At 67.0% G+C, this 24,950-nt stretch carries 23 protein-coding genes; 14 read left to right on the plus strand and 9 right to left on the minus strand.

Annotated elements, in window-relative coordinates:
- The first annotated feature begins 236 nt into the window (after positions 1 to 236).
- A complete protein-coding gene (locus tag DAT37_RS21040) occupies positions 237 to 1,805 on the plus strand; it encodes an LVIVD repeat-containing protein (protein ID WP_109526527.1) in 1,569 nt (522 codons plus the stop codon).
- Positions 1,802 to 2,440: a DUF305 domain-containing protein gene (locus tag DAT37_RS21045; protein WP_109526528.1), complete on the plus strand. Its 639-nt coding sequence runs from the start codon at positions 1,802 to 1,804 to the stop codon at positions 2,438 to 2,440. The genes DAT37_RS21040 and DAT37_RS21045 overlap by 4 nt, the downstream gene beginning before the upstream one ends.
- Before the next feature lie 69 nt (positions 2,441 to 2,509).
- Here the strand turns inward: DAT37_RS21045 and DAT37_RS21050 are convergent, their stop codons facing one another.
- Positions 2,510 to 2,929 carry a DUF2000 domain-containing protein gene (locus DAT37_RS21050; protein ID WP_109526529.1) on the minus strand — a complete coding sequence of 140 codons (420 nt, stop codon included), beginning with the start codon at positions 2,927 to 2,929 and terminating at the stop codon, positions 2,510 to 2,512.
- Between the two features lie 50 nt (positions 2,930 to 2,979).
- Between DAT37_RS21050 and DAT37_RS21055 the strand changes: the two genes are divergently transcribed.
- Positions 2,980 to 3,816 carry an AraC family transcriptional regulator gene (locus tag DAT37_RS21055; RefSeq protein WP_109526530.1) on the plus strand — a complete coding sequence of 279 codons (837 nt, stop codon included), beginning with the start codon at positions 2,980 to 2,982 and terminating at the stop codon, positions 3,814 to 3,816.
- A gap of 117 nt (positions 3,817 to 3,933) precedes the next feature.
- On the opposite strand, the gene DAT37_RS21060 is transcribed toward DAT37_RS21055, so the two are convergent.
- From DAT37_RS21060 to DAT37_RS21070, 3 genes are all read right to left on the minus strand, one after another.
- A complete protein-coding gene (locus tag DAT37_RS21060; RefSeq protein WP_109526531.1) occupies positions 3,934 to 4,371 on the minus strand; it encodes a DoxX family protein in 438 nt (145 codons plus the stop codon).
- Positions 4,372 to 4,743: 372 nt separating this feature from the next.
- Complete coding sequence (locus DAT37_RS21065) at positions 4,744 to 5,115, minus strand: hypothetical protein (protein ID WP_157978597.1); 372 nt, start codon at positions 5,113 to 5,115, stop codon at positions 4,744 to 4,746.
- Positions 5,116 to 5,493: 378 nt separating this feature from the next.
- Complete coding sequence (locus DAT37_RS21070; RefSeq protein WP_109526533.1) at positions 5,494 to 6,051, minus strand: TetR/AcrR family transcriptional regulator; 558 nt, start codon at positions 6,049 to 6,051, stop codon at positions 5,494 to 5,496.
- Positions 6,052 to 6,274: 223 nt separating this feature from the next.
- On the opposite strand from DAT37_RS21070, the gene DAT37_RS21075 reads away from it, so the two are divergent.
- The 5 genes from DAT37_RS21075 (at position 6,275) to DAT37_RS21095 (ending at position 9,435) form a co-directional block, all read left to right on the plus strand.
- Positions 6,275 to 7,018 carry a hypothetical protein gene (locus tag DAT37_RS21075; RefSeq protein WP_109526534.1) on the plus strand — a complete coding sequence of 248 codons (744 nt, stop codon included), beginning with the start codon at positions 6,275 to 6,277 and terminating at the stop codon, positions 7,016 to 7,018.
- Positions 7,015 to 7,794 (plus strand): hypothetical protein, encoded by a 780-nt coding sequence (locus DAT37_RS21080; RefSeq protein WP_232839901.1) that lies wholly within the window; start codon positions 7,015 to 7,017, stop codon positions 7,792 to 7,794. Before DAT37_RS21075 ends, DAT37_RS21080 begins: the two co-directional genes overlap by 4 nt.
- On the plus strand, positions 7,791 to 8,381 hold the full coding sequence (locus DAT37_RS21085; protein ID WP_109526535.1) for a cytochrome c oxidase subunit 3: 591 nt from the start codon (positions 7,791 to 7,793) through the stop codon (positions 8,379 to 8,381). Before DAT37_RS21080 ends, DAT37_RS21085 begins: the two co-directional genes overlap by 4 nt.
- Positions 8,382 to 8,385: 4 nt before the next feature.
- Entirely contained in the window at positions 8,386 to 8,673 is a 288-nt protein-coding gene (locus tag DAT37_RS21090) for a cytochrome C oxidase subunit IV family protein (protein ID WP_109526536.1), read from the plus strand.
- Positions 8,674 to 8,829: 156 nt separating this feature from the next.
- The gene (locus DAT37_RS21095; protein WP_109526537.1) at positions 8,830 to 9,435 is read left to right on the plus strand and encodes a dihydrofolate reductase family protein; all 606 of its coding nucleotides are present in this window, start codon (positions 8,830 to 8,832) and stop codon (positions 9,433 to 9,435) included.
- Positions 9,436 to 9,449: 14 nt separating this feature from the next.
- On the opposite strand, the gene DAT37_RS21100 is transcribed toward DAT37_RS21095, so the two are convergent.
- Together DAT37_RS21100 and DAT37_RS21105 are read right to left on the minus strand one after the other, a co-directional pair.
- Positions 9,450 to 10,859 (minus strand): MFS transporter, encoded by a 1,410-nt coding sequence (locus DAT37_RS21100; RefSeq protein ID WP_109526538.1) that lies wholly within the window; start codon positions 10,857 to 10,859, stop codon positions 9,450 to 9,452.
- Between the two features lie 177 nt (positions 10,860 to 11,036).
- The gene (locus DAT37_RS21105) at positions 11,037 to 11,288 is read right to left on the minus strand and encodes a hypothetical protein (RefSeq protein ID WP_109526539.1); all 252 of its coding nucleotides are present in this window, start codon (positions 11,286 to 11,288) and stop codon (positions 11,037 to 11,039) included.
- An 83-nt stretch (positions 11,289 to 11,371) separates the two neighbouring features.
- Between DAT37_RS21105 and DAT37_RS21110 the strand changes: the two genes are divergently transcribed.
- The 3 genes from DAT37_RS21110 (at position 11,372) to DAT37_RS21120 (ending at position 14,868) form a co-directional block, all read left to right on the plus strand.
- Entirely contained in the window at positions 11,372 to 12,571 is a 1,200-nt protein-coding gene (locus DAT37_RS21110; RefSeq protein ID WP_198654374.1) for a serine/threonine-protein kinase, read from the plus strand.
- Positions 12,572 to 12,875: 304 nt separating this feature from the next.
- Positions 12,876 to 13,742 carry a mycofactocin-coupled SDR family oxidoreductase gene (locus DAT37_RS21115; RefSeq protein WP_109526541.1) on the plus strand — a complete coding sequence of 289 codons (867 nt, stop codon included), beginning with the start codon at positions 12,876 to 12,878 and terminating at the stop codon, positions 13,740 to 13,742.
- A gap of 40 nt (positions 13,743 to 13,782) precedes the next feature.
- Positions 13,783 to 14,868 carry an NAD(P)-dependent alcohol dehydrogenase gene (locus tag DAT37_RS21120; RefSeq protein WP_109526542.1) on the plus strand — a complete coding sequence of 362 codons (1,086 nt, stop codon included), beginning with the start codon at positions 13,783 to 13,785 and terminating at the stop codon, positions 14,866 to 14,868.
- Positions 14,869 to 14,917: 49 nt separating this feature from the next.
- Here DAT37_RS21120 and DAT37_RS21125 read toward each other — a convergent pair whose 3' ends face one another.
- The gene (locus DAT37_RS21125; protein ID WP_109526543.1) at positions 14,918 to 16,147 is read right to left on the minus strand and encodes a cytochrome P450; all 1,230 of its coding nucleotides are present in this window, start codon (positions 16,145 to 16,147) and stop codon (positions 14,918 to 14,920) included.
- A 326-nt stretch (positions 16,148 to 16,473) separates the two neighbouring features.
- Positions 16,474 to 17,274 (minus strand): DUF3558 family protein, encoded by an 801-nt coding sequence (locus DAT37_RS21130; protein ID WP_232839907.1) that lies wholly within the window; start codon positions 17,272 to 17,274, stop codon positions 16,474 to 16,476.
- Positions 17,275 to 17,639: 365 nt separating this feature from the next.
- On the opposite strand from DAT37_RS21130, the gene DAT37_RS21135 reads away from it, so the two are divergent.
- Both DAT37_RS21135 and DAT37_RS21140 read left to right on the plus strand, forming a co-directional pair.
- A complete protein-coding gene (locus tag DAT37_RS21135; RefSeq protein ID WP_157978598.1) occupies positions 17,640 to 19,706 on the plus strand; it encodes a serine/threonine-protein kinase in 2,067 nt (688 codons plus the stop codon).
- A gap of 204 nt (positions 19,707 to 19,910) precedes the next feature.
- Positions 19,911 to 21,488, plus strand: a complete 1,578-nt coding sequence (locus DAT37_RS21140; protein ID WP_232839902.1) for an HD domain-containing phosphohydrolase — start codon at positions 19,911 to 19,913, stop codon at positions 21,486 to 21,488.
- Positions 21,489 to 21,502: 14 nt separating this feature from the next.
- On the opposite strand, the gene DAT37_RS21145 is transcribed toward DAT37_RS21140, so the two are convergent.
- Positions 21,503 to 23,209 carry an ABC transporter ATP-binding protein/permease gene (locus DAT37_RS21145; RefSeq protein WP_232839903.1) on the minus strand — a complete coding sequence of 569 codons (1,707 nt, stop codon included), beginning with the start codon at positions 23,207 to 23,209 and terminating at the stop codon, positions 21,503 to 21,505.
- A 353-nt stretch (positions 23,210 to 23,562) separates the two neighbouring features.
- On the opposite strand from DAT37_RS21145, the gene DAT37_RS21155 reads away from it, so the two are divergent.
- Positions 23,563 to 24,846, plus strand: coding sequence for an SAM-dependent methyltransferase (locus tag DAT37_RS21155; RefSeq protein WP_109526548.1), 1,284 nt, complete (start codon positions 23,563 to 23,565; stop codon positions 24,844 to 24,846).
- Positions 24,847 to 24,950: the final 104 nt, after the last annotated feature.

Genomic DNA, 24,950 nt, shown 5'->3' on the forward strand with positions numbered 1-24,950 from the left:
ATGTGTGTGAACGCAGATCACACGGCCCCGAACGTTGTGCTCGGTCCCCATCGGAGACGGGAGGGTGTTGACGCGCCGGGCCGGGCTGTCGCACACTACCCAGCGCACCGGAGCTATTACTCCGGTTGGTGATCGTGAAATCGGTCTTCGTCGCGGTGCGCCGATGGATCGTGTGGTCACGGGTAGTGCCGATTACAGGATCAGAAAGGGCCCTCATCGGCGAGGGCAGCAGAGATATGACATCGAAGTCATCGCGTCGCGCACTGGGCGCCGGACTCGCGGTCTCGGCGTCGATGATGCTCGCCGTGGCCGTCCCCTCGTCGGCCGGGCCGCCCGTCGGCGGCGGGGTCGTGGATCACGTCGGCCGCATCGCCGACACCGCGGCCGGTAAGGCCGAATGCGGCCCCGGGTCGTCACCGGAGACCGGGTTGCAAGGCGATATCCCTGCCGCGGACCGTGATTCGCGCCGCAGCGCGCTCGGCTACAACTGCAACCTGACCAAGGTCGGCGGCTACTCCGGCCGCGGCGGCGGGATCACCTCGGCCGGCTTCGACCACTGCGTCTACGTCGGCTCGCTGTTCCCCGGCAATATCGCCGGACCCGCCCAAGGCGTCCAGGTCCTCGACGTCACCGATCCGGCGAATCCGATCCTGTCGGACACCTTGACCGAACCGGCGATGCTGGCCGGTACGTGGGAGACGTTGAAGGTCAACAACCCTCGCAAACTGCTCGTCGGTGCGGGCGTGCCGCTACTGACCGGCGCGGGCCTGCTCTCGGTCTACGACCTCAGCGACTGCGCGCATCCGCGGCTGCTCAATCCCGGACCGGGAACCGATCCGCTGCAACTGCTTCCGATCACGGCCCACGAGGGCGGGTTCTCCCCCGACGGCTTCACCTACTGGACTTCCGGTGTCGCACCCGGTCTGGTCAACGCGGTCGACCTGACCGACCCTTCGCATCCGCGGGTGGTCTGGCAGGGCATGCCGGGTCTGGCGATGCACGGCATGGGAATCAGCGACGACGGCAACCGCGTATATCTGTCCGACAACATGGGCGGCCTGGTCGTACTCGACTCGAGCGCGGTGCAGCGGCGCGACCCGAACCCGCAGGTCCCGGTGCTGGCGCGGATGACATGGAACGACGGCTGGGCGACCCAGCACAGCATCCCGATCACCTACGACGGACACCACTACCTGTTCACCGTCGACGAGGCCGGATCCGGTGGTGTGAAACTCATCGACGTCGAGGACGACACCCGCCCGCGCATCGTCAACACCGTCAAACTCGAGATCAACCTGCCGGAGAACCAGGACAGCGCGATCGCCTCGAGTATGGGCGGCGGCGTGTTCGGCTACGACGCCCATTACTGCAGCACCGACCGACCGCACAACCCGACCGCACTGGCCTGCGGATGGGTCACCTCCGGAATCCGGGTCTTCGACATCCGCGACCCGTTCGACGTCCGCGAGATCGCCTACTACAACCCGCCCGCGCAGACCGGACGCAACCTCGAACTGTGGAATTCCCCGCACGCCTGGGCTTCGATCGCCGGAATTCCGTTGCTGGCAGGTCCAGCGGTGATCACCGCCTTGACCGAGGGGAAATTCGACCCGGCACAAGCGTTGAGCGCACGCACGGGCATGGTCGTCGGCGGTGACCTGTCCGGTGATTGGTGCTTCTCCGGTCCGCTGTGGCGGGGCAACCAGTTGTGGACCAGCTGCGCGGACAACGCCTTCCTCGCCTTGGATCTCGATCCCGCCGTCTACACCCCGCCGGCGGATCAACGCTCCACCCAGGGCTCATGACCGCACGTTCGGTGTTCGGCACGGCCGCCGCGGTGTGCGCGGCGGCCCTGCTGCTGGTCCTCGGCGCCGCCGCCCGACCGCTGCTGGTAGCCGACACTCCGGCAGCGCCGGTATTCACCGACGCCGAGATCGGCTTCCTCCAGGACATGACCGCCCACCATCAGCAGGCCGTGCTGATGGTGGCCAGGTTGTCCGCTGACGCCGACCCCTCGGTGCGCTCACTGGCCGCTCAGATCGGGGATACCCAGCGGATCGAGATCGGCACCATGATGGGCTGGCTCACCGTGGCCGAAGCCCTACCGACCAATCCCCGTCCCATGGCATGGATGTCGCAGACCCCCGCGCACGAGCACCACGGCACACCGACACAGGCCGACACCGCGGTGATGCCCGGCATGGCGACCATTACCGAACTCGACGAACTGGCTCTCGCCCACGGCGAACGCGCCGACCAGCTGTTCCTCACTCTGATGCGCCGCCACCACGGCGGCGGAGCCACGATGGCCAAGGCCGCCGCCGAACAATTCCCCGACGGCCCGATCACCCGATTCGCGCGCTCGATATTCACCGACCAGACCCGCGAAGCCGCGACGATGTCCCTGCTACTCGACCGCGCCGCGAGTTCCCCACCCTGACAGACATCTCGATCCCGGCAGCCGCAGTCGGCACCGCGGCGGTGATCGGTTTCGGACCACAGGGCCCTGTCACGGATGCATTCGCGCGCCTTTGAGCGTCTTGTCCACGACGTTGCGCGGTCCGTACACGGCGATGCCGACGAGGTCCATGGCGTCGGTGCCGACCGCCCGCACCGCGGCCCGGTTGTCGTGGTCGTTTCCGGTGGTGAACAGATCGGAGGTGAACACCGCCGTCGGCAGTCCCCGCGTCAGGGCCTTGCTGTGCGCGCTGCGCAGCACTTCCTTACCACCCTCGAAGACGAGTACCGGTTGCCGGAACATCGGAAGGTAGACCGTCGCGTCCGCGTCCTCGTACGGCGCTCCGATCACCTCCGGTTGTGCCGTGCCCAGGCCACTGACCAGGAACGCTGTCACATTCAGCCGCTGCCAGGTCTGTAGGTCCGCGCGCAGCAGTACCGCGAGCTTGGTATCGAATCGCAGGTTTTCCATGCCGTCGACTCTGCCGCCCCCATGGCTGCCGAGGCTTGTACGATCCTGGCATGGTTGTCGGCGGCAGTGTCGAGCAGGTCAAGGCCTGGCAGCCGCGGGTTCCCGGCATCGTCGAGGTCTTCCATGCCCGGTTCGTCGGGCACGTCTACCCGATGCACGCCCACGATTCCTGGACACTGCTGATCGTCGACGACGGGGCGGTCCGCTACGACCTCGACCGTCACGAACACGGGGTCCTCGGTTCGATGGTGTCGCTGCTGCCACCGCATGTTCCACACAACGGGCAGGCCGCGACCGCGCGCGGATTCCGCAAACGCGTTCTGTACCTCGATGATGCCTATTTCTCCGAGGCGATGATCGGTTGCGCCGTCGACACCCCGACCTTCACCGACCCGCTCCTGCATCGCCGCGTCCGGCAGCTGCATACGACGCTCACCCACGTCGGCGAGGAGTTGGAGGCCGGTAGTCGCCTCGCTCTCATCCATGACCGACTCCGCGACCTGTTGCACGGCACCGACCCGGCGCCCTCGCGCGCCGATCCCCGGTTGGCTCGCCGCCTGCGCGAACTGCTCGATTCCCGCACAGCCGAAGGCATTTCCCTCACCGACGCCGCAGCCGTCCTGCACGCCGATCCCACCCACCTCATACGCGCGTTCAGCCGCGAATTCGGGATGCCGCCGCACCGGTATCTTATCTCCCGACGGGTCGATCTCGCCCGCCCGCTGCTCCTGAGCGGGATGCCCGCGCGAGAGGTGGCCGCCGCCACCGGTTTTCATGACCAACCGCACCTGATCCGACACTTCAAACGCATTCTGGGCATGACGCCCGGGCAGTACGCACGCAGCACGGACGGTTCTCGTGTCCGGGCGGATCTGCCGGATCGGTAGCGCGCCGGGTGGCCCCACGGATCGATCGCCGCCAACCCGACGGGCGATCGACCCGGGCACGCACGATCGGCGATCGGTGGGCGGGGCCACCGATCGCCGATCGTGTTCATGGATTTGTCATCGTGTCAGCGAGTCACGCAGATCGGTGAGGGTGGCGCGGCGCTCGTAGGCGATCCAGGCGAAGATCGCGGCGAGGACGAGCGGGAAGATCGCCATCGCGGGCTTGTCGGCGATGAAGGCCTGGGTCGCGGCGGCGAGCACGGTCAGGACGGACAGGCCCGCGGCGGCCAGGGCGCTCAGCTTGGGCACCATCAGGCCGATTCCGCCGGCGACCTCGACGACTCCGATGAAGATCAACAGCCCGATGGGGATGGTGAGGTTCTCGGGGGCGTTGTCGGTCAGGGCGTTGGGCATGACGAGTTTCGGTCCGCCGGAGGCGATGACGAAGAACAGGCCGAGCAGGGTCTGCAGGGTCCACAGCACGCGGTTGCGGATCTTGCCGGGACGGTGGGTGGCGGTGTCGGAGATGACGGCGGTGGGGTTGGCGGTGGTCATGTCAGGTCCTCCTGGTCGGTGCGCCGGGTTGGTAGCGCGTCAACCGATAAGACGGAGCACCGCCGCAGGAATCATCGCTGTCGCGAGAAAAGTTTTTCGGACAGGGTCGGACGGCTTCTTCGCCGCACGTGTACCCATCGGAATCCGATGCTGAACGGTCGCCACCCGACGACCGTCACCCCGGGGCATGCCCGAGCCCCCTCGCCCCCGGACTGCGCGAGAATCAACGAAGGCCCACTGTCCACAGCGGGCCTTCGGTATTCGATCTGTCAGCCGCGGAGCGGGGCTACTCGACCCACTCCGCGCCCGGACAGCGGAGGTCGGTGACGGACGGCGAACCGTTCCCGCGCACCGACCACCTGGTCGTCGGACCTACGAGCAGGCGGAATTCACCCTGCCGAGAGCACCGTAGACCGCACCCGCGGACTCCGGTCCAGTGGAATTCTCGAGGGCGCTGGCCAGCCCTTCGATTGCGGCCTGCGCCTCCGGCGAACTGACCTGGCTCTCCTGACCGCGCAATTGGGCGACGTAGGCCGCGAGACCGGCCGCGGCCTGATCAGCAGGCGCCGACTGCAACGGCGCGAGTGTGCTGATCGTCGCGGAACCGATCTGGCTCAGCACGGCGCAGTCGCTCGCGGGAAGGTCGACAAACGCCGGCGGTGCCGCGGCGGCGGTGTTCCAACCGGCGCCGATCACGGTGGCAAGGGCGAACCCCACGGCGACAGCAGCAGGACGAATCTTCATTGACAGCTCCCAATTGCGACTGGAATCGGATAGAGAAGAGCGGCTGCAAGCATCGCTCGGCCGCGACCCGGGGCGCGGATACGCCCTGTCGCGGGGGCCCACTCCCCCGGTCGGAATGGGCCGCGACCGGACCTGCGATCCGGACGGCATCAGAATACAGTTCGCTCGAAGCGAGAACACCGTTTTCGAAATCGAAAACGGAACTCCGCACCTGCGTGGCCGCACGGCGATCCGCCGAGGCCGCCTTTCACGAGTCGCGGACCGGCGTATCAGGTACGGCGCGGCGTTGATATCGGTTCGCGAATCGGATCGCGGCGGCCGGATGACCCCACCCGATGTGGGTGCGATCCATTGCTATCGGCGTGTTCGAGAAACCTCTCACGCGCTGACGTGGGCCGCGGCGAGCATCGCACCGATCTCGGCGGCGAGGGTTTCGGCGAGCGCGGGGTCGTCGAAACCGGCGGCGGCCCAGCAGCGGATCCCGTCGGCCACCAGCATCTGCGCGATGCGCGCGGCACGCACGACATCGACCTCGGCGTGGATGCGGCCGTCGCGATGGGCTCGCCGGAAGGGTTCGAGGAACAGGTAGGCGATATCGGCCTGGGTCGCCCCCTCGGCGAGGGCGCGGCGTTCGATCCGGTAGGTCTCCAGCACCGTCTCGAAGATCAGTTCCGGCGGGTATTGGCGGGCGCGCTGTTCGAGGGTGCCCACGACCGCGGCGATCAGTTCGATCAGCGTGTAATCGCCCGAGACCACCGCCTCGGCGGCCAGGTGCGCGTCGCGCATGGTGAACACCTCCACCTCGAGCAGCACGTCCTCGCGGCGTGAGAAGTACACGTAGAACAACGCTTTCGACACTCCGGCGGCTTTGCAGATGTCGGTGACGGTGGTGTCGGCGAACCCCTTCGTGCGCCACAGCGCCATCGCCGCCCCCATGATCGCTTCCCGGCTGGCGTGCGAACGCGCCCGGACCGGCGTCGCCCTTTTCTGACTACCGTCATCTTTTGATCCGCGTGAAACCACCGCCATAGCAGGAACTCTACCGCGTCTCAATTATTGACCATAGTCAGAAAACTTGGGATGCTCCTCGCCATGGTCCACCGCGCGGCGCTCGCCCGCAGCGGCCGCGACATCGACCGATCCGGCAGGAGCCACGAACATGCAGCTACTCACCGAGGACGAGGAGCGATCCGGGGCCACGAATCTGCGAGCCCAACAGGTCATCCTGTGGTCGACCCCCGTGGTCGCGCTGGCGCTGTTGGTGCTGTTCGTGGCGTTTCCCGGCTTCTTCCCGCCGATGTCACCGAATATGACCGCGACGGAAGTGGCGCGGTTCTACGAGGAGAACACCCCGCTGATCCGTTTCAGCATGGTCGGATTCAACCTGTGCGGGGTCATGATCGTCCCGTTCTTCGTGCTGATCATGGGCCAGATGCTGCGCATGAGAGGGCAGAGTCAGATCTTCGCCTTCTCCTACCTCACCTCGATCGTGGCCGGGGTGACCTTGTTCGCGCTGTCGAACATCTTCTTCGCCGTGGCCGCGTTCCGACCCGACCGCGGACCGGAACTGATCCAAGTGCTCAACGATCTGGCGTGGATCATCTTCATCGCACCGATCGGCATGCTGGTCGCTCAATTCGTATTGCTCGCTCTCGCAGTATATTTCGACGATCAGGCGCATCCGATCTTCCCGAAGTGGGTGGCGCCCTACTCGGTGCTCACCGCGCTGGCGATGGCCCCGTCGGCCGGTGCCGCGGTCTTTCGTGACGGCCCGCTCGCCTGGGACGGTTTCGTGTCGTTCTGGCTGCGCAACGGCGCTTTCGCCCTGTTCGTCGCGGTGATGTTCTTCCTCGTGCGCTCGGCGCTCGATCGCCAAGCCCGACAGGAGGTGAGCCCGTCATGACCGCGGTGACCGCCTCGGCGCCGGACCGTTCGCCCGCGGACGGCGTCGGCTCGAAAAGCCGAGTGCGACTGGATGTCTGGATCACCTACTGGCTCTTCGCCGCCTTCTACACCGCACTGTCGGTCGGCGTGGTGTTCTTCGGCAGGGCCACGCCGCCACCACGTCCGGACGTGACCGACCTCCAGGTCGCGCAGTGGTTCGACAAACACCAGTGGAGCATCCAGGCCGGATTCGCGGTGCTGCTGGTCCTCGCGGGCGGGGCCGCGGTCTCCAACGGCATCATCGGCTACTTCATGAAACGCATGTCCTCGGGTTCACTGCTGGCCTACGCCTACATCGCCGGAATGGGAGTCGGCGCCATCCCGGGATTCCATCTCCTGCTCGTATGCTGGCTCACCGCCACCTTCCGCCCCGACCGCGACCCAGCCATCCAGCACATGCTCTACGACCTGGGCATGCTGGCCTACAACGGCTCGCTGGGCTGTTTCACCGCCGCCTACACGGTCCTTGCGATCGCCATCCTCTACGACCGCAACCACATCTTCCCCAAATGGTTCGCCTACATCTCGATCTGGCAGATCGTCACCGAAGTCCTCGCCACCCAGATGTGGGTCTTCCACTCGGGAGCGTTCGCCTGGAACGGGATGATCACCTTCTACGTCGCCGTGGTCGTCTTCGCACTGTGGATCGTGTGCCTGCTCCCGATCCTGCGCAACGCGACCAAGGCCGAAACCGCGCACACTCCGCCCCTCTACCCCGCCGAGGTCACCCGATGACCCTCTCCGCTCCCGAGACACGCCCCGCCGAAGCCCGGCGGTCGCGTCACCTACCCGGCGACATCGACATGTGGGTGATGATCCTGGGTGACCTGTTCTTCTTCGGCGCCTACTTCGTCGTCTACATGGTCTTCCGCACCCGATCCGCCGACGAGTTCTCTGCCGCCCAACAACATCTCGACATCGGCATCGGCGTCGCCAACACCGTCGTACTACTCACCAGCTCGATGTTCGTCGCCCTCGCCGTCATCGCCGTGCGGGAGCGGGCGATCCGCAGCGCACGACAGCTCGAGCTCGCCGCCGCGGCATGCGGACTGATCTTCACCCTGGTCAAGATCTTCGAATGGCACCGTGAGATCAGCAACGGCCACACCGTCTCCGAAGAATTCTTCAGCTTCTACTTCGTCCTGACCGGCGTGCACCTCGCACACCTGCTCCTGGGCATGCTCATCCTCGGCATCGTCGTCCGGGAACTACGCGACACCGCGGAACAACGCGTCGGCATCGTCGAACAGGGCGCCCTGTTCTGGCACATGATCGACCTGCTCTGGGTCGTCATCTTCGCCATCGTCTACCTCATGAGGTGATCCAGTGACCACCGCCACCGAATTCCGCCGCGACAAACGCGTCATCGTCTACGTCTGGATCGCACTGACCGCGTCGACACTCGTCGCCTGGCGCCTCACCCCCGGCCACACCGACGCCAGCGGCCTCGACACCGGTCTGATCACCGGTGTCGTCGTCCTCGGACTGATCAAATGCCGCCTGATCATCCGCTACTTCATGGAAGTCCGGCACGCGCCACTCTGGCTCCGGATCACCACCGACGCCTGGCTGGCCGTCATCTGGATCGCGCTGCTCGCCATCTACCTCTACTGATCGACCTGTCGCGTCGGAACCTCGCGAAATACCGGCCGTGGGGTCGGATGAAGGACCGGCCGAGTCGCCGTCCACCGATGTCCTTTCGGTTTGCCGTCGGCTCGGGTAGATGCGATCCACCACTTGCAAAACGCAATCACCTTGGAAGGGTCGCGAATGCCGGACACCACCTGTCACATGTCCATCTCGCTCGACGGATTCGTCGCCGGGCCGGACCAGGGGCGCGCACACCCACTCGGAAGGCGCGGAATAGAGCTGCACGGCTGGCATATCGGCGACGAGCGCACCACCGCGAACGACGAGACCGCCGCGGGCTGGCTCATGCGCCCGCGCGGCGCCTACGTGATGGGCCGCAACATGTTCGGGCCGATCCGCGGCGAGTGGGAGGACGACTGGCGTGGCTGGTGGGGGGACGAGCCGCCCTACCACGCACCGGTGTTCGTGCTCACCCATCACGCCCACGAGCCGATCGAGATGAAAGGCGGAACGACCTTCCACTTCGTCACCGACGGCTTCGACTCCGCCTACGCCCAGGCGCTCGAGACGGCGGGCGAGGACGGCGTGGACATCGCGGGCGGCGCCTCCACCGTTCGCCAGGCGCTCGTCGCCGGGGTCATCGACGAACTGACGCTCGACATCGCCCCCGTCCTGCTCGGGTCCGGCGAACGGATCTTCGACGGCGTCGATTCCTTCGGGTTCGAGCCCGTCGAGGTGCTGCATTCGCCACTGGCCACGCACATCCGGTACCGCCGGACGAGCTGAGTCCGAGCGGACCGTCAGGTCGGGCGCGCGGTCCGCGCGTCGTCCTCGTAGCGCGCCCGGATCCGAAGCAGCACAGCGACCGCCACGAAGATGGCAGGTACCAGGGCCAGCATGGCGGGCGCGAGCGGTTCGCCGCCGTACGCGGTCGAGCCGACCAGGTCGGAGGTGACGCCGACGAAGAACGGTCCGAGCGCGCCGCCCAGGGTGACGAGGAAGGTGAGCAGGGCGAATCCCATACCTCGACGTTCGGCCGGTACCACATCGGCCGATGCCGCCGTGAGATTCGGTATGGCACCCGCGAAACCGACGCAGGCCAGCGCGATCATGCTGACGCGCACGGCGACACCGGGCAGCAGGACCGCACCGGTGAGGGTCAGGGCGCCGAGCAGCAGGAATCCGGTGGCGACGGTGACGCGCCAGCCGGGTCGGATACCGTGGAATCGGTCACCGAGTCGGCTGCCGACGACGATTCCGATCACGATTCCGGTGCCGCCGACCGCGCCCGCGAGCCCGGAAGCGGCGTCGTAGTCGAGGTTCTCGGTGCGTTCGAGGAAGGTGGGCAGCCAGTAGAAGACGCCCGCGATACCGAGCGACAGCAGGGCCTGTCCGATGATGATGCCGGTCAGCGTGCGCACCCGCAGCAGGGATCGCGCTTCCCCGAGCAGGGATTCACCACGCGTGGAGGGGATTTCGTCGGTCTGCCGGGTTTCCGGGCCCGCGCGTAGGCGGTCGAGACGATCACCCAGCCCGCGCAACGGTTCCCGGACGGTGAGCACCAGCGCGGCGACCAGCAGACCGGGTACCGCGGCGACGAAGAACACCGCGCGCCAGCCCAGCGCCTCGGCGAGCGCTCCACCGAGGATGACGCCGGTGGGCAGGCCCAGGTAGTACCCGGCACGTTCGAATCCGTATGCCTTGCCGCGACTTCGGGCCGGATAGCAGTCGGCGAGCAGGCTCGACGCGGGCGGATTGTAGAGCTGCCCGGCGGCGCCGATGAGAACGCGGACCAGGAAGAACATCACGAAGGATGTCGCCAGGCCGCTGAGTATCGAACAGCACGACCACACCAGCACCACGACCGCGATCGTGGCGACGCGCGGCGCCCGGTCGGCGAGGCGTCCGGCGGGTAGCAGCAGGAGCGCGCCCGCGATACTGGCGGCGGTCGGGATCGCGCCCGCAGCAGTGTCGCTGAAGCCGAAATGGTCCTGGATGGCGGGTAGCGCACCGGCGATCAGGTTGATCTCGACTCGGTCGATGAACGCGACAAGCGCGATGGCCACGGCGGGCCACCACCCCAGCGGCGCGGCCTTGGCCAGGTCGACGGCCCGGGCGGGACGCTTGGGATACACCGTCGTCTCGACGATGCCGGAGGTGGCGGCGCTACTGCCCGAGGGCTCCGGCGCCGGGTGCGAGGTTTCGGTCATGGAATCCGCTTCTGTCGGAGATCGGCCGGATTCCGTGAGCCTACGAACGGCCCGAAACGGTCACATATCACCGATGTAACCGGATTTGAGAAATTTTGCGTATATGTCTCTAATGGGCGTAGGCAGAGAACTGTCGGCGGGGAGCCGGATCCGTGGACGCGATCGCCACATGCCGCGTCAGTAGCCGGTGAGGGCCAAATCGCACATCCACCAGCCGTCACCGAGGTCGACCGGTTCGACACACGGGCCCCCGTAGAGATCGACGCCCGCCGGTGAGTTTTCGGGGCTGTACAGGTACCCGCCGCCACCGTCCGGAATGCCGATCCACTGCGGGAAGAAATGAATCGACGCGGTTCCACCGACCGGAGCCGAGTACAGCGTTCTCGACGTGCGAGCATCGAGGGCGAAATCCCGGTCGGCTCCGAGCAACTGTCGTGCGAACGACGGTACGCGCGGTCATCATATTCGGGACGGCGTGCGCGAAGTACGCCACGGGAGGAATGGTGCCGGGCGTGCATTTGCGGGCGGGAACGAACTTCGCTGGGTATATCGTCGTTCGACTGCTCGGCACCGGCGGTATGGGATCGGTGTATCTGGCTCGCCATCCGCGGCTGGAACGGCTCGTCGCGTTGAAGGTCCTCGCCGATACCTTCACCACCGACCCGAAAGTCCGTGGCGCGTTCGATCGCGAGGCCGCGCTGGCGGCACGACTGGACCACCCGAACATCGTCGCCGTCTACGACCGCAGCGGACCCGACGACCCGGCCCTGTGGCTGACGATGCGCTACGTCGCCGGAGGCGACGCAAACACCCTGTTGGCTGCCGCCCCCGACGGTTTGCCACCCGAGTTGGCGGTGCGCCTGATCGGCGATGCCGCCCACGCTCTCGACTTCGCTCACGCGAAAGGGGTAGTCCATCGTGATGTGAAACCGGCCAACCTGGTGATCGATGACGACCCCCGCCACGGGCAACGCGCGTTGCTGACCGACTTCGGCATCGCCCGCACACTCGACGACACCGTCACCCTGTCCTCGGTCGCGGCCAGTTTCGCCTATGCCGCACCGGAGCGGTTCACCGCGACCGTGGACCACCGATCCGATATCTATTCGCTGGGTTGCACTCTCTACCACCTGCTCACCGGATGTCATCCGTATCCACGCACCGATCAGGCCGCCGTGATCGCCGCGCACCTGACAGCCCCGCCGCCCGCGCCACGGGATATCCGCCCGAAACTGCCCGCCGGACTCGACGCCGTGATCGCCACCGCGATGGCCAAGAGCCCCGATGATCGGTACGGCACCTGCGCCGCGCTCGCCGAGGCGGCGCGCTCCGCGCTGGATCCCGCTGCGACGGTGCGGAACCCGGCGCGAGCGCCGTCCTCCACCGGGCCGGACGGGCGTCGTCGGTTGCGCCGTCGCGTAGCACTGGGATTCCTGATCGTCGCCGGCGGGACCGGTGCCGGAATCGCACTGCTGCAACCCTCGTCGGAGGGCACCACGCCGCCTCCGAAGACGACGAGGTCGACCTCGACCACGACGAAGGCGCCCACAGCCTCCCGGACGACCTCCTCGGTCCCGAAGACGAGCACGAGCGTGCCGAGGGCGGGCACACCGATTCCCACCGCACCACCGCTCGGTCCGGGGTCGACTCCGCGGTCGGTGATCGGTTCGCCATCCGTCGGACGTTCCGCCCCTCGAACGACCCAACGCTGAGGGAACTGCCGGGTCGGTCTGTAGGCAGACTCGGCTTCCGCGGCCCCGGCAGGCGAGCACTTACTCGACCCAACGGCGCTGCCGAATTCCCCCGACGTCCACGATCAGCACACCCGGGCTATTCGAGAAGGCAGTCGCCGATGTCATGGCGGTCCTGATCACCCGCGCACGGCAGGCGAATCCACAAGCGGATCGAGCAGCTGTCTAGACTAGTGTCCAATAGAGGGCGAGGTCCGGACGGTATCCGAAGGACCCGCGCGCGATCACGCTCGCGCACCACATATCGACACACGGGAGTGATCCGATGACCGCACGAGGCAGCGCGCCGACGACCGACCGTACCGAGTCCTTGCGAGGACAGGTCGCCCTGGTGACGGGCGCCGCGCGCGGCCAGGGTCGCGCGCACGCACTCCGTCTGGCCGCCGAGGGCGCCGACATCATCGCGATCGACGCCTGCGCACCGCTGTCGGACACCATCACCTATCCCCCGGCCACCGCCGAGGATCTCGCCGAAACAGCGCGCATGATCGAAGCGCTCGGACGCGTGGCCCTCACCCGCGTGGTCGACGTCAGGGATTTGGCCGCTCTCGAAGGCGTTGTGGCCGAGGGTGTTACGAGGTTCGGACGCCTTGATGTCCTGGTTGCCAACGCGGGCGTGCTGAGCTGGGGACGCCTGTGGGAAATGAGCGAAGAACACTGGGACACCGTCGTCGGAGTCAATCTCAGCGGCACGTGGCGCACCGTCCGAGCCGCCGTCCCCGCGATGATCGCCGCGAACAACGGCGGATCGATCGTCATCGTGAGCTCATCGGCCGGGTTGAAGGCCACACCGGGCAACGGTCACTACTCGGCGTCCAAACACGGACTGGTGGCACTGACGAATACTTTGGCGCTGGAAGCGGGCGAGTTCGGCATCCGCGTGAACTCCATCCATCCGTACTCGGTCGACACGCCCATGGTCGAACCGAACGCCATGGTGGAACTGTTCGGCAACCACCCGTCCTTCCTGCACAGCTTTCCGCCTGCGCCGCTGCGGGCCGCCGCGAACGGGCACACCGGGTTCATGTCACCGGAACAGGTGTCGGATGTGGTGGCATGGCTGGCCGGGCCCGGTTCGGCGTCGATCACAGGGAGCCAGATAGCGGTCGACGCCGGAGCTATGAAGTACTGAAGCGACAGGCTGGTGCGAACCGGCCGCAAGGAGAAGAGCTGTGAAAATCACCGCCGCAGTGTCGCGTGGCGGCGACGCCCCCTTGGCGATCGAAACGCTCGCCCTGCGTGCGCCCACCGCCGACGAGGTTCTCGTTCGAGTGGTCGCGTCCGGCATCTGCCACACCGATTCGACTACCCGAGAGGCTTTTCCGCCGGGGTTGCCCATCGTGCTCGGTCACGAAGGCGCGGGAATAGTGGAAGCCGTCGGTTCGCGGGTCACCGGGGTCTCGGTCGGCGACCACGTACTGATGACCTATCAGAGCTGCGGGGAATGCGCGGAATGTTCGTGCGACCTGCCCGGATACTGCGCCCACTGGGCGACACTCAACGCGGGCCGATTCGGCCCCGACTCACCACTGCGGGCGGGTGAGGAACCGGTCACCGGCGGCTTCTTCGGACAATCCAGCTTCGCGTCCCACGTGCTCGCCACCACGCGCAATATCGTCGTCATCGATCCGGATGTCGACCTGGTGTCGGCCGCTCCGTTCGGCTGCGCGGTCCAGACCGGGGCGGGCGCGGTCACCCATGTACTGGCCCCGGACACTTCGTCCGTACTGGCGATCTTCGGCGTCGGCGGTGTCGGCATGTCGGCAGTCATGGCCGCGCGGACAATCGGAGTAGGGACCGTCGTCGCGGTCGACCTGTCCCCCGAACGACTGGAACTCGCCTCCGAACTGGGCACCGATGTCGTCATCGACGGCGGCGACACCGATGTCGCCGCACAGATCGCCGCCCTCGGCAACGGAGGAGCGACCCACGCTCTCGACACCACCGGCGCGGCACCGGTCATCGCGACCGCGATCGACTCCCTCACCGCGCGAGGCGTTCTCGCGTTGGTCGGCCTCGGCCCCTCCCCCCTTCCCGTCGAGGTCGCGAAACTCATCGGCCGAGGCAAAACGATACGCGGCAGCATCGAAGGCGACGTGAATCCGCACACCTACCTACCACAATTGGTGCAGTGGCACCGGGACGGAAAGCTGCCGATCGAACGACTGATCCGCGCCTACCCCCTCGACCGCGTCAACGACGCGATCGCCGATGCCGCCTCCGGCGCCGTCGTGAAACCGGTCATCACCTTCTCATGACTCGGACAGGACGGCGCCGACTCCACCCACGGCGCAACCCCGGAACGCGCTAACGGTAGGCGACTTGCCAGTGCTTGATGCCGTTGATCCATCCGGAGCGCAACCGCTGCGGTTCCGACTCCTGCCGCAGATCGGGCATGGCATCGGCGATGGCGCCGAACATCAACTCGATCTCGAGCCGAGCCAGGTTGGCGCCCACGCAGAAGTGCGTCCCGGTTCCGCCGAAACCCAGATGTGGATTCGGGTCACGCAGAATGTCGAAGGTGAACGGGTCTTCGAAAGCGTCTTCGTCGAAATTGGCTGAACCGTAGAACAATCCGAGTCGCTGCCCGGCGCGGATCTGCTGTCCGCCGAGTTCGGTATCAGCGGTTGCGGTCCGTTGGAACACCGTTACCGGAGTAGACCATCGCACGATCTCGTCTACCGCGGTCCGAGGGCGCTGCTCGCGGAACAACGCCCACTGATCGGGGTGGTCGACGAAAGCTTTCATTCCATGGGTGATCGCATTACGCGTGGTCTCGTTTCCCGCGACCACCAGCAGCATCACGAAGAAGCCGAATTCGTCGCTGGTCAACGCCTCGCCGTTCACATCCGCGCTGACGAGCGTGCTGACGATATCGTCGAGTGGATTGTCGCGGCGCTGCTCGGCCATGCCCATCGCATATCCGAGCATCTCCATCGACGCGACGGCCGGATCACCGAACTCCGGGTCGTCGGAATGATTGAGCAAATCGTTCGACCACTCGAAAAGCTTGTGCCGGTCATCCTGCGGGACCCCCAACAGCTCCGCGATCGCCTGCAACGGCAGTTCGCACGCAACCTGTTCCACGAAGTCTCCCCCGCCCGCCTTCCGGGCTTCGTGCACGATGCGGGCAGATCGCTCCGCCAGCGCGGCACGCAACCCCTCCACCGCGCGCGGCGTGAATCCCTTGGAAACGATGCGCCGGATCTTGGTGTGTTTCGGCGGGTCCATATTGAGCAACAGCGCACTCTTCATCGCCTCGGCTATATCCGCGGTGGTGCCGGACGGAAGACGGATGACGGCGCCACTCCGATGCGAGGAGTACAACTGCGGATTCTTGGAGATCTCTCTGATCTCCTCGTGTCGGCTGACCACCCAATAGCCGTCGTCACCGAACGGGTCGGCCTGCTCTTTCGTCTGAGCGTTCCACCACACCGGCGCGGTGCGCCGAATCTCGGCGAACTCCTCGACCGGCCGACGAGCTTCCCAGAGGTAGGGATCGGTGAAGTCGAATTCCGCCGGCAAATCGATGGTCATAGTTCTCCTCTTCGGTCAGCCGACTCCGGCAATCGGGGCCTTCCCATGGCGCCGAATCGCGTGGTCTATCCCGGCAGTGACCGAGACTACGCGGGCAACGTTTCACTGTCCAGACATATGCCTAGACAGGTGTATGTCATGGGACGATCGGCCCTGGCTCGATGCTGTCGAGCACGGCGGCGGGTGGCAAAGGCGCGAGAAACGACGACATCGGCCGATGATCCGCCGCCGGAACGAGACCGGCCCCCGGCGCGTGGTGCACCGGGGGCCGAAAACGTGATCAGGTCACCGATTGTGGTGACCGGCGTCGCAGGAGCTCGGCTCCATCACATCGCTCGGGGCACATAGCCGACCAGAGCTTCGCTGATACGTTGCGCCGCAACGCACGGTTCCTGAGGCGCGTCGGGCTTCAGATTCCGCGTGACGAACGCGACGAGGCCGCCCTGCACCGGAATGCCGATGTAGCACCCGATCTTGTTCGTGTCCTGGGCCGCACGATATCGGTAGGCGTCTCGGCCGCCGACCGACAGCGAGCCGAAGTCCACATAACGCCCGCTCTGCTTGAATTCCTCCAGCGTCTGCCAGGTCGACGCGATCGTGAATTCGGATTTGCCCGTGAGGGATTGCCACTGGCAGCTCTTGTCGCTCACGCCGCCGGAGTTGCTGAGCACCTGTCGGCTGTCCGGACGGAATCCCAGTTCGGTGATATCGGCGTCGGATATCCAACAGGGATCCCACACGGCGGCGCCGCACACCGTCGCACCGCCGCAGGTATCGGTGCCACCGGGCGCCGGAGCGGGATTGCCCGTGGTACCGCACGGGGTCGCACCGCAGGTATCGGTTCCGCCGGGGTCGCCCGGCTGTTCCCCGCCGGTCTGTCCGGTGTCTCCTCCACCCGCACCGCCCGGATTTCCCTGAGTCTCACCGGGATTGTTCGTCGACGCGGCACCGGTCGGTGACGGCGTCTTCGAGACACTGCTCGCGGTGGCCGCCGCGGTTCCGGAGCGTGTCGGGTCGGAATTCTGTTCGTCGACCGAGCACGCGGTCACGATCAGTACCGGCACCACGACGCCGAGCACCAGTCCGATACTCGCGCGCCATCGGCGCCCCCGATTCGACATCTGCATGATCTGCACAGGTCCCCCCTATACAAGGCCCGCGTCGTGCCTGAAACAGACAGACGCGCAATGGGCTTGGCTGATTTCGGATGAATGTCGCTTCCCCGCGAGCGGGTCACGAACACTCACGTTCACTGTCGCGCGGCACCCCGGAGGCGTTACACGACACCGGCTCGACTTTTCCGCGGCCCGAGCCGGGCGCACGAACCGGTCGGGACCGATCGCCGTCGACGGCTTGCGACCGAGCAGGGCACGCCGGTCACCCACCGCCCCGGGTGCGGGGCCGATGCCACTGCCACCGAGTGTGAAAGTGCACCATGGTGTGGCAGGTTGGTACGCGTGGCGTACGACGCACGCGGATCTCGGGGAGTGGAGTGCAGTTACAGGTAGGGGCGAATTTCGCCGGATACGTGATCGAACGGTGCCTCGGCACCGGCGGTATGGGATCGGTGTATCTGGCTCGGCATCCGCGCCTGGAACGGTCCGTCGCGCTGAAACTGATGACCGACGGGTTCAACGCGGATCCGAAAGTGCGTGCGGCCTTCGATCGTGAAGTGAGCGTGGCGGCCCGGCTCGACCATCCGAATATCGTCGCCGTCTACGACCGCAGTGGTCCCGAGGACGACGCGCTGTGGCTGACTATGCGCTACATCGCGGGCGGCGACGCGGGCGAACTGCTGGAAGCCTCGCCGCGCGGGCTCGCGCCCGAACACGCGGTTCGGATCGTCGGAGACGCCGCCGAAGCATTGGATTTCGCACACGACCAGGGTGTGGTGCACCGCGACGTGAAACCGGCCAATCTGATGGTCGAATACGGGCCACGCGATGAAATTCGCGCGCTACTCACCGATTTCGGTATCGCCCGCACCCGCGACGATACCGTCACCATGTCGTCCATCTCGGCGAGCTTCGCCTACGCCGCACCGGAACGGTTCTCCAATCTCGCCGATCACCGCTCCGATATCTATTCACTGGGTTGCACCCTCTACCACCTGCTCACCGGGACCTACCCCTTTCCGCGCGACGATCAGGCCGCCGTGATCGCCGCACATCTCACCGCGCGGCCACCGTCCCCGCGCGCGTTGCGTCCCGACCTTCCGGCAGAATTCGACGCCGTCATCGCCACGGCCCTGGCCAAGAAGCCCCACCGCCGCTATCCCTCCTGTGGCGCGCTCGCCGAAGCCGCGCACGACGCGCTCTCCTCGGTCGCGATTCCGCAACTCGTATCGGTGCCGGATGTGGCCAGGGATGTCGACTCGGCGGCGGTGTCGAGGAAGCGGACCCGGCCGTTGCCGACACCCGACGGCGATCGAGGAGACGAGGGCCCGAAATCCTCGCTTCGACCGAAGTCGACGGGTGCCGAGGATGTTCCGCGCGAAGCGGGCGCGGATATTCCGCGCGAGGCACGCGCGCGGGTCGAGAGTGTCGAACCGCCCGTGGGACTTCGACGGGAATCAGCGCCGACCGACCGCGGCGAATCCCCCGGCGTACCGTCTCTGCCGGAATCGGGGCCGAGCGAGCGTGTCGAGTTCGAGTCCGCCTCTGGCGACAGACCGTCGCCGGAGTCCGTGTCACCGCACGAATCCGGCCCGGATCCGGTCGCACCGACGCCGAATGCCCTCACCGCGAACGATCGCGGTGTCGAGCCGGTCGGCGCTCGCCGGCTCCACACCACGTTGCCGGATCCAGATCTGCCCAATGCCGAATTGTCGACGGCCGACCTGCCGGATCCCCACCAGCTGGATCCCACATTGCCGGATTACGACCAGTCGGAATCCGACCGGTCCGAGCCCGGTGATTCGAATCCGCCTGCGCTCGAAGCGGATCCGTCGAATCGTGACGCGGTAGCACCGCCGTCCCCGATCCGCTCGACCGATCCACCCACACCCGGCCGACGTCGAGTACTGGTCGCCACGGTTGTCGGGACAATCGTGTGCGCCGTCGGTATCGCTGTCGCCACGGCTTTGATGCGCGCTCCCGACGACATTCCCGCTACGCCGTCGCCGGTTCCGGCGGTTCCGGCCGGTCTTCCCGGTCGTTCCACGACGCCCACCGCCGAACCGGTTGTCGTGCAGCCCGGTCCGACCCGAACCACAAAACCGCCGACCGCGTCACCCCCGGCCGAATCGTCCGCACTCGACGTCGTCGAGTTGCCCGCTCCGCCACCGGACGGGTCGAATCCGATCCAGCCGCCCGCACCCGTTCCGCTGTCCCCGCCCACCGAGGACGCCGCCGCCGAAGTAGGCAGGCCCGGATCGAACACCGCGACACCACCACCGACCTCCGACCAACGACCCGTGACCGGCACGACGGTCCCGCCGACAACAGCCGAACCCACCACAACGCCGACGATTCCACCGTCGACGACGCCCCCGACCACCGGTGTGCCGCCATCGACCACGGCCACCGAAGTGCCGATCAGTACAACCGTCCCGGGCTGATCCGGCGGCTCGATATTCGGATCACCGTCGGCACTCGATCCCGAACCCACACCCGTGCGGCCGGGCGGTCCGTGCAGAGCGCGCCCGGGGCGTTGCCGATGGGTATCGGCGCGACGGAGACGATCGTCGGATTCATGTCGTAGTGGTCCCGGACGGACGGGCAGCGCCGACGCGACGGGCGCCGCCCGGGTGGACAATGGGCAGATGTATCCGCACGCGACAGGCTCGGGAGAGGGGCTGAGCAGAGCCGAACTGCTCGCCGCGATATCGCTCGCGATCGACCTCGGCCTGGGGCAGCCGATGGAGCATATGCTCCGCTCGTCCTTGATCGCGACACGTATCGCCGAGCGGATGGGGCTCGACCGGCAACAGCGAGCGACGGTGTACTACGCCAATCTGGTCGGGTGGATCGGTTGTCACGCCGATTCGCACGAACTCGCCGCGCTCTTCGGCGACGACATCGCCTTCCGGGCCGACACCTACACGGTGGACACGACCGGCATGCCGTTCCTGCGGCTGATGCTGAGTCATGTCGGGCGTGGATTACCGGGCTGGGAACGCGGCATCCGTGCCACGGCTTTCCTGGTGACCGCTCGCAGCCGGGTCGCCACGTTGATCCAGTCGCATTGCAGTTCCGCCGGGGTTCTCTCCGATCGGATGGGTTTGGACGAGCAGGTCGCGAAGGCGCTGGCCTACGTCTTCGAGCGCTGGGACGGCCGTGGGTTGCCCGACGGTTCTCGCGGAGACGACATCCCGGTCGAGGTCCATATCGCCCATGTCGCCGACGTGGTCGAGGTCCACCTGCGCACAGGCGGACTCGAGCACGCGAAGGATGTCGTCCGGTCGCGGGGCGGCAGTCAGTTCAGCCCGGCGGTGGTGGCGGTATTCGATCACGGCGCTGCCGCCATCGTGCAGGGATTACTCGAAATCGATGTCTGGACCGCGGCGTTGGCCCAAGCGCCGGATCGCGACCGCACCCTGACGGCCGAGGAGAGCGACGAACTACTCGAGGCCATGGCCGATTTCGTCGATCTCAAATCGCCCTTCACACTGGGACATTCGCGCGGCGTCGCGAATCTGGTGGCCGGTGCGGCCCGACACCAGGGCCTGCCGCCCACCGACATCACGAATCTCTACCGAGCCGGGCTGGTGCACAGCCTCGGCAAAATGGGCGTGTCCAACCGGATCTGGGAGAAGAAGGAGCCGCTCACCACGGCCGAACGGGAACGGGTACGCATGTATCCGGATCTGACCGGCCGGATACTGAGGCGAGTCGGCGGCTTGGAGTCGGTCGTGCATCTGGCGATGAAGCACCGGGAACGGATCGACGGGTCCGGCTTTCCCCGCGGGCTCACCGGCCCGGAGTTGACCGCGCCGGATCGGCTGCTCGCCGCGGCGGAGGCCTATCAGCGACTGCTCGAACCGCGCCCCGACCGACCGCCGCTGGATCCGCGCGACGCCGCCGATCGGATACGGGAACAGGCCCGCGCCGGACGTTTCGACGCCGAGTCGGTCGCGGCTGTCCTCGCGGTGGCCGATCCGGGGACCTCGCGGCGCACGCCGTGGCCCGCCGGGCTGACCGACCGCGAGGTCGAGATCCTGCGACTCGTCGCGCAGGGCCGATCGAACAGGGAAATCGCGGCCGAATTGTTCATCGCCGAGAAGACCGTGCGCAACCACGTCGAACGTGTCTACACCAAGCTGGGCGTCAACAACCGCACGCAGGCCGGTCTGGCCGCGATCGACCGGGGTCTGGTGGGTTCCCGGTCGTCGCGGCAGTGAGTCGACGACGGCTTTCATCGCCGGTTCGTGCCGGGCCGGGTCCGTCGGTCCAGGACCCATATCGTGGCCAGCACCAGGCCGACGGCGAACACGGTGAGAACGATGAGACCGGCTCCCGCTCCCCCGCGGAAGGTGGCATCGTAGGCGGACATGGCGGGCAGCGTGGTGGTGTATCGCTCGAGATCCAGCTCGCGGCCGAGCGCTTCGAAAGCGTAGCGGTTGGACAGACCCAGACTCATCAGGCGTCCCGGCAGGGCCATCTCGTCGACGGGGACGATGGCGCCACCGAACAGCACCTGGGGGAAGCAGAGCATCGGCAGGGCGAGGGCGGCCTGCGCGGCGTTGGAGACCGCCGCCGAAGCGAGCAATCCGAGAGCCAGTGCCGAGATCGCCTCGATCACGATCGTCACGAACAGGAACGCGAACACCTCCCATCCGACGGCGGGAAGCCGACCGAGCGCCCGCAGCACACCGAGCAGTAGCGCGCTCACACCGGCCAGCACCGGAAGCAGTGCCGTCACCTTGGACGCGACGTAGGCGCCCACGCTGAGCCCGGCCAGGCGCTCACGCCGGAAGACCGACATCTCTCCGACGATCTGGAGCAGGCCGTAGGTCAGGCCGAAGAAGAAACCCGCGAAGGCGATCCAGAACACGATCTGGGCCGGGCCGAGGTCGGCATCGCCGCGCGGCGGGAAGGCGTCCCGCTCGAACAGTGTCGCCATCATCGCCGTGACCAGCACCGGCGAGCCGAGCAGGACGACAAGGGTCAACCGGTTGCGGAGGAGAACATCGACATTACGTCGTGTCAGGAGCCACCATTGCCGGACCGGGCCCGTGCGCTCGAGATTCGAAGGTGGGGCCGCGACGGGCGATAGAGCCTGGCCCGGTGTGGAGTTTCCACCGCTGTCGGCGAATCGCCGTGCCCAGATCTGCGGGGTGTCCTCACGAGCCAGCCGCTCGTACACCTCGGCGATATCGTCGACATCGAAGTGGCGCCGAGCCTCGGTCGGGCTGCCGGTGAAAGCCAGGTGGCCGTCACGGGCCAGGAATACCACGCGGTCACACCGGTCGATGCCGGTCGGCTCGTGCGTCGTGAGGACAACGGTGACCCCGCGCAGCGTCAGTCGGCGCAACAGGCGCATCACGTCGGCCGCGGTCGACGGATCGAGCCCGGAGGTGGGTTCGTCGAGGAAGAACAGACGCGGCCTGGTCAGCAACTCCACGGCGATACTGGCCCGCTTACGCTGGCCGCCGGAGAGCGCGCGGACCGGCACCTCGGCCCGATCGGCGAGATCGAGGTCGCGCATGGTCTCCTCGACCACCCGGTCGGCCTCGGCCTCCGATGTGCCTGCGGGCAGCCGCAGTCGCGCCGCGTAGCGCAACGTGCGGCGCAGGGGCATCTCGAGGTGGATGATGTCCTCCTGTGGCACGTAGCCGATCCGGGAATCCGCGCCGCGTCGGGCCCCGCGCACGACGCCGTCGTGGCGAACCTCCCCGGCGGACGGTGGTTCCAATCCCGCCAGGATCGCCAGCAATGTGCTCTTTCCCGCGCCACTACCGCCCGCGATGGCGACCAACTCACCCGGTTCGACCGACAGCGACATCTCCTGGAGAATCTGCCGCCCCCCGACACGTCGGGTGACCTCGACCGCGTCGACCCGCCCGCCGTTCGACACTCCGGGTGCCCGATCGGAAGTGGGCGTACCGAACCTCTCGACCATCGATGGTTCCGAGGCCGACTCGGTCGTGACCGGTGATCTCCGTAATTCCTGCACTCGCTTCGTCATGCCCTGATCATCGGCCCGACACGATGCTGCTCACATGGGGCGTTTGCCTCAAATCATCACTGTCGGCAACGCCGATCGTCGTGAGGTCAGCACGGTTATCGGATTCGGTGACCCCGGCGCGGGAATCTCGGCGGACGTGATGAGTGCGTTGCCGATTCGGTTTCGCCGGGCACACCGATGCTCGGCGGAGCGCGCCTACAGCACGGACACCGCGTCCTCGACCTTGCGTTTCGGTCGCCGCCGCGTCGCTGCCACCGCGGCGGTGCGAGGCGGGCCATAGTGGTCGGATGGGTAACCGGGCCACGATCGCCGCCGCGTTCGAACCTCTGCTGCGCGCCACCTTGGGACCGCACCCCGCGGTGGGGTTCGAATTCTGGGATGGCAGCACGATTCGCCCGGAGGGGGAAAGTCCCGGGACGATGCGCGTGCGATCCGAGGACGCGCTGCGCCACCTGGTCTGGGCGCCCGGTGAACTCGGCCTGGCACGTGCCTTCGTCTCCGGTGCGGTGGACCTGGACGGCGACATATTCACGATGCTTCGCGCACTCCAGTCGACCGCGCCGAACGACGCCCGCCTCGGTCTCGGGGCGGCCTGGCAGGCCATCGGGGCGGCGCGGCAACTCGGGGCGCTCGGCCGCAAGCCGGAACCGCCGCCGGAGGAGGCGCGACCGCGGCGCGGACCCTTGCACACCAAACGTCGCGACGCGGCGGCGATCAGTCATCACTACGACGTCGGCAACGATTTCTACCGACTGGTGCTCGGACCGAGCATGACCTACTCCTGTGCGCGGTTCGTCCCGGACGATGAAGGCTCATTGGAGGACGCCCAGCGCGCCAAGCACGATCTGATCTGCCGCAAATTGGGCTTGGCCGAGCAACCGGGTATGCGCCTGCTCGATGTGGGATGCGGCTGGGGTTCCATGGCGATGCACGCGGCGGCGACCTACGGGGCGCGGGTCGTCGGTGTCACCATCAGCGGTGCTCAGGTCGAACTCGCCCGCCGCCGAGTCGCCGACGCCGGACTGTCCGGCAGTGTCGAGATCAGGCTCGCCGATTATCGCGACCTGCGCGGCGAAGAGTTCGACGCCATCTCCTCGATCGGCATGTTCGAACACGTCGGCACCGAACGCGCCGCCGCGTACTTCGACACCGTGCGCGCCCTGCTGCGCCCGCGCGGGCGTCTGCTCAACCACGCCATCTCCTCGCCGGGCGGCTCGGTCATGAAGAACCGTTCCTTCATCGGACGCTACGTGTTTCCCGACGGCGAACTCGTCGACGTGGGTGAAGTCGTGCTGGCCATGGAACGCGCCGGATTCGAGGTTCGTGATGTCGAGGCCCTGCGCGAGCACTACGCGCTCACCCTCCGCCAATGGGTGGGCAATCTGGAAAAGGCGTGGGAACAAGCGGTTTCACTGGCAGGCGAAGGGCGCGCGCGAATCTGGCGGCTCTATATGGCCGCCTCCGCACTGGGCTTCGAGGACGGCGGACTCGGGATTCACCAGGTACTCGGCGTGGTCCCGGAGGCAGCGGGGAACGCCGATATGCCCGCGACCCGGCGCGCCTGGGGTTAGGTCGTGTTTAGAGATCAGTTCAGAATGAGTTGTTGTATCGGTTTGGTCTGCCGCACAATATGTCCGATACTTCCGGGGTGGGTGATGAGGTGGTGACCGATGCG

The organism is Nocardia aurea (genome assembly GCF_003123685.1).
Classification (GTDB): domain Bacteria; phylum Actinomycetota; class Actinomycetes; order Mycobacteriales; family Mycobacteriaceae; genus Nocardia; species Nocardia aurea.

Coding starts and splice junctions, on each gene's coding strand:
- DAT37_RS21040 (WP_109526527.1), top strand. CDS start 237: ATGACATCGAAGTCATCGCGTCGCGCACTGGGCGCCGGACTCGCGGTC.
- DAT37_RS21045 (WP_109526528.1), top strand. CDS start 1,802: ATGACCGCACGTTCGGTGTTCGGCACGGCCGCCGCGGTGTGCGCGGCG.
- DAT37_RS21050 (WP_109526529.1), bottom strand. CDS start 2,929: ATGGAAAACCTGCGATTCGATACCAAGCTCGCGGTACTGCTGCGCGCG.
- DAT37_RS21055 (WP_109526530.1), top strand. CDS start 2,980: ATGGTTGTCGGCGGCAGTGTCGAGCAGGTCAAGGCCTGGCAGCCGCGG.
- DAT37_RS21060 (WP_109526531.1), bottom strand. CDS start 4,371: ATGACCACCGCCAACCCCACCGCCGTCATCTCCGACACCGCCACCCAC.
- DAT37_RS21065 (WP_157978597.1), bottom strand. CDS start 5,115: ATGAAGATTCGTCCTGCTGCTGTCGCCGTGGGGTTCGCCCTTGCCACC.
- DAT37_RS21070 (WP_109526533.1), bottom strand. CDS start 6,051: ATGGGGGCGGCGATGGCGCTGTGGCGCACGAAGGGGTTCGCCGACACC.
- DAT37_RS21075 (WP_109526534.1), top strand. CDS start 6,275: ATGCAGCTACTCACCGAGGACGAGGAGCGATCCGGGGCCACGAATCTG.
- DAT37_RS21080 (WP_232839901.1), top strand. CDS start 7,015: ATGACCGCGGTGACCGCCTCGGCGCCGGACCGTTCGCCCGCGGACGGC.
- DAT37_RS21085 (WP_109526535.1), top strand. CDS start 7,791: ATGACCCTCTCCGCTCCCGAGACACGCCCCGCCGAAGCCCGGCGGTCG.
- DAT37_RS21095 (WP_109526537.1), top strand. CDS start 8,830: ATGCCGGACACCACCTGTCACATGTCCATCTCGCTCGACGGATTCGTC.
- DAT37_RS21100 (WP_109526538.1), bottom strand. CDS start 10,859: ATGACCGAAACCTCGCACCCGGCGCCGGAGCCCTCGGGCAGTAGCGCC.
- DAT37_RS21115 (WP_109526541.1), top strand. CDS start 12,876: ATGACCGCACGAGGCAGCGCGCCGACGACCGACCGTACCGAGTCCTTG.
- DAT37_RS21125 (WP_109526543.1), bottom strand. CDS start 16,147: ATGACCATCGATTTGCCGGCGGAATTCGACTTCACCGATCCCTACCTC.
- DAT37_RS21130 (WP_232839907.1), bottom strand. CDS start 17,274: ATGCAGATGTCGAATCGGGGGCGCCGATGGCGCGCGAGTATCGGACTG.
- DAT37_RS21140 (WP_232839902.1), top strand. CDS start 19,911: ATGTATCCGCACGCGACAGGCTCGGGAGAGGGGCTGAGCAGAGCCGAA.
- DAT37_RS21145 (WP_232839903.1), bottom strand. CDS start 23,209: ATGGTCGAGAGGTTCGGTACGCCCACTTCCGATCGGGCACCCGGAGTG.
- DAT37_RS21155 (WP_109526548.1), top strand. CDS start 23,563: ATGGGTAACCGGGCCACGATCGCCGCCGCGTTCGAACCTCTGCTGCGC.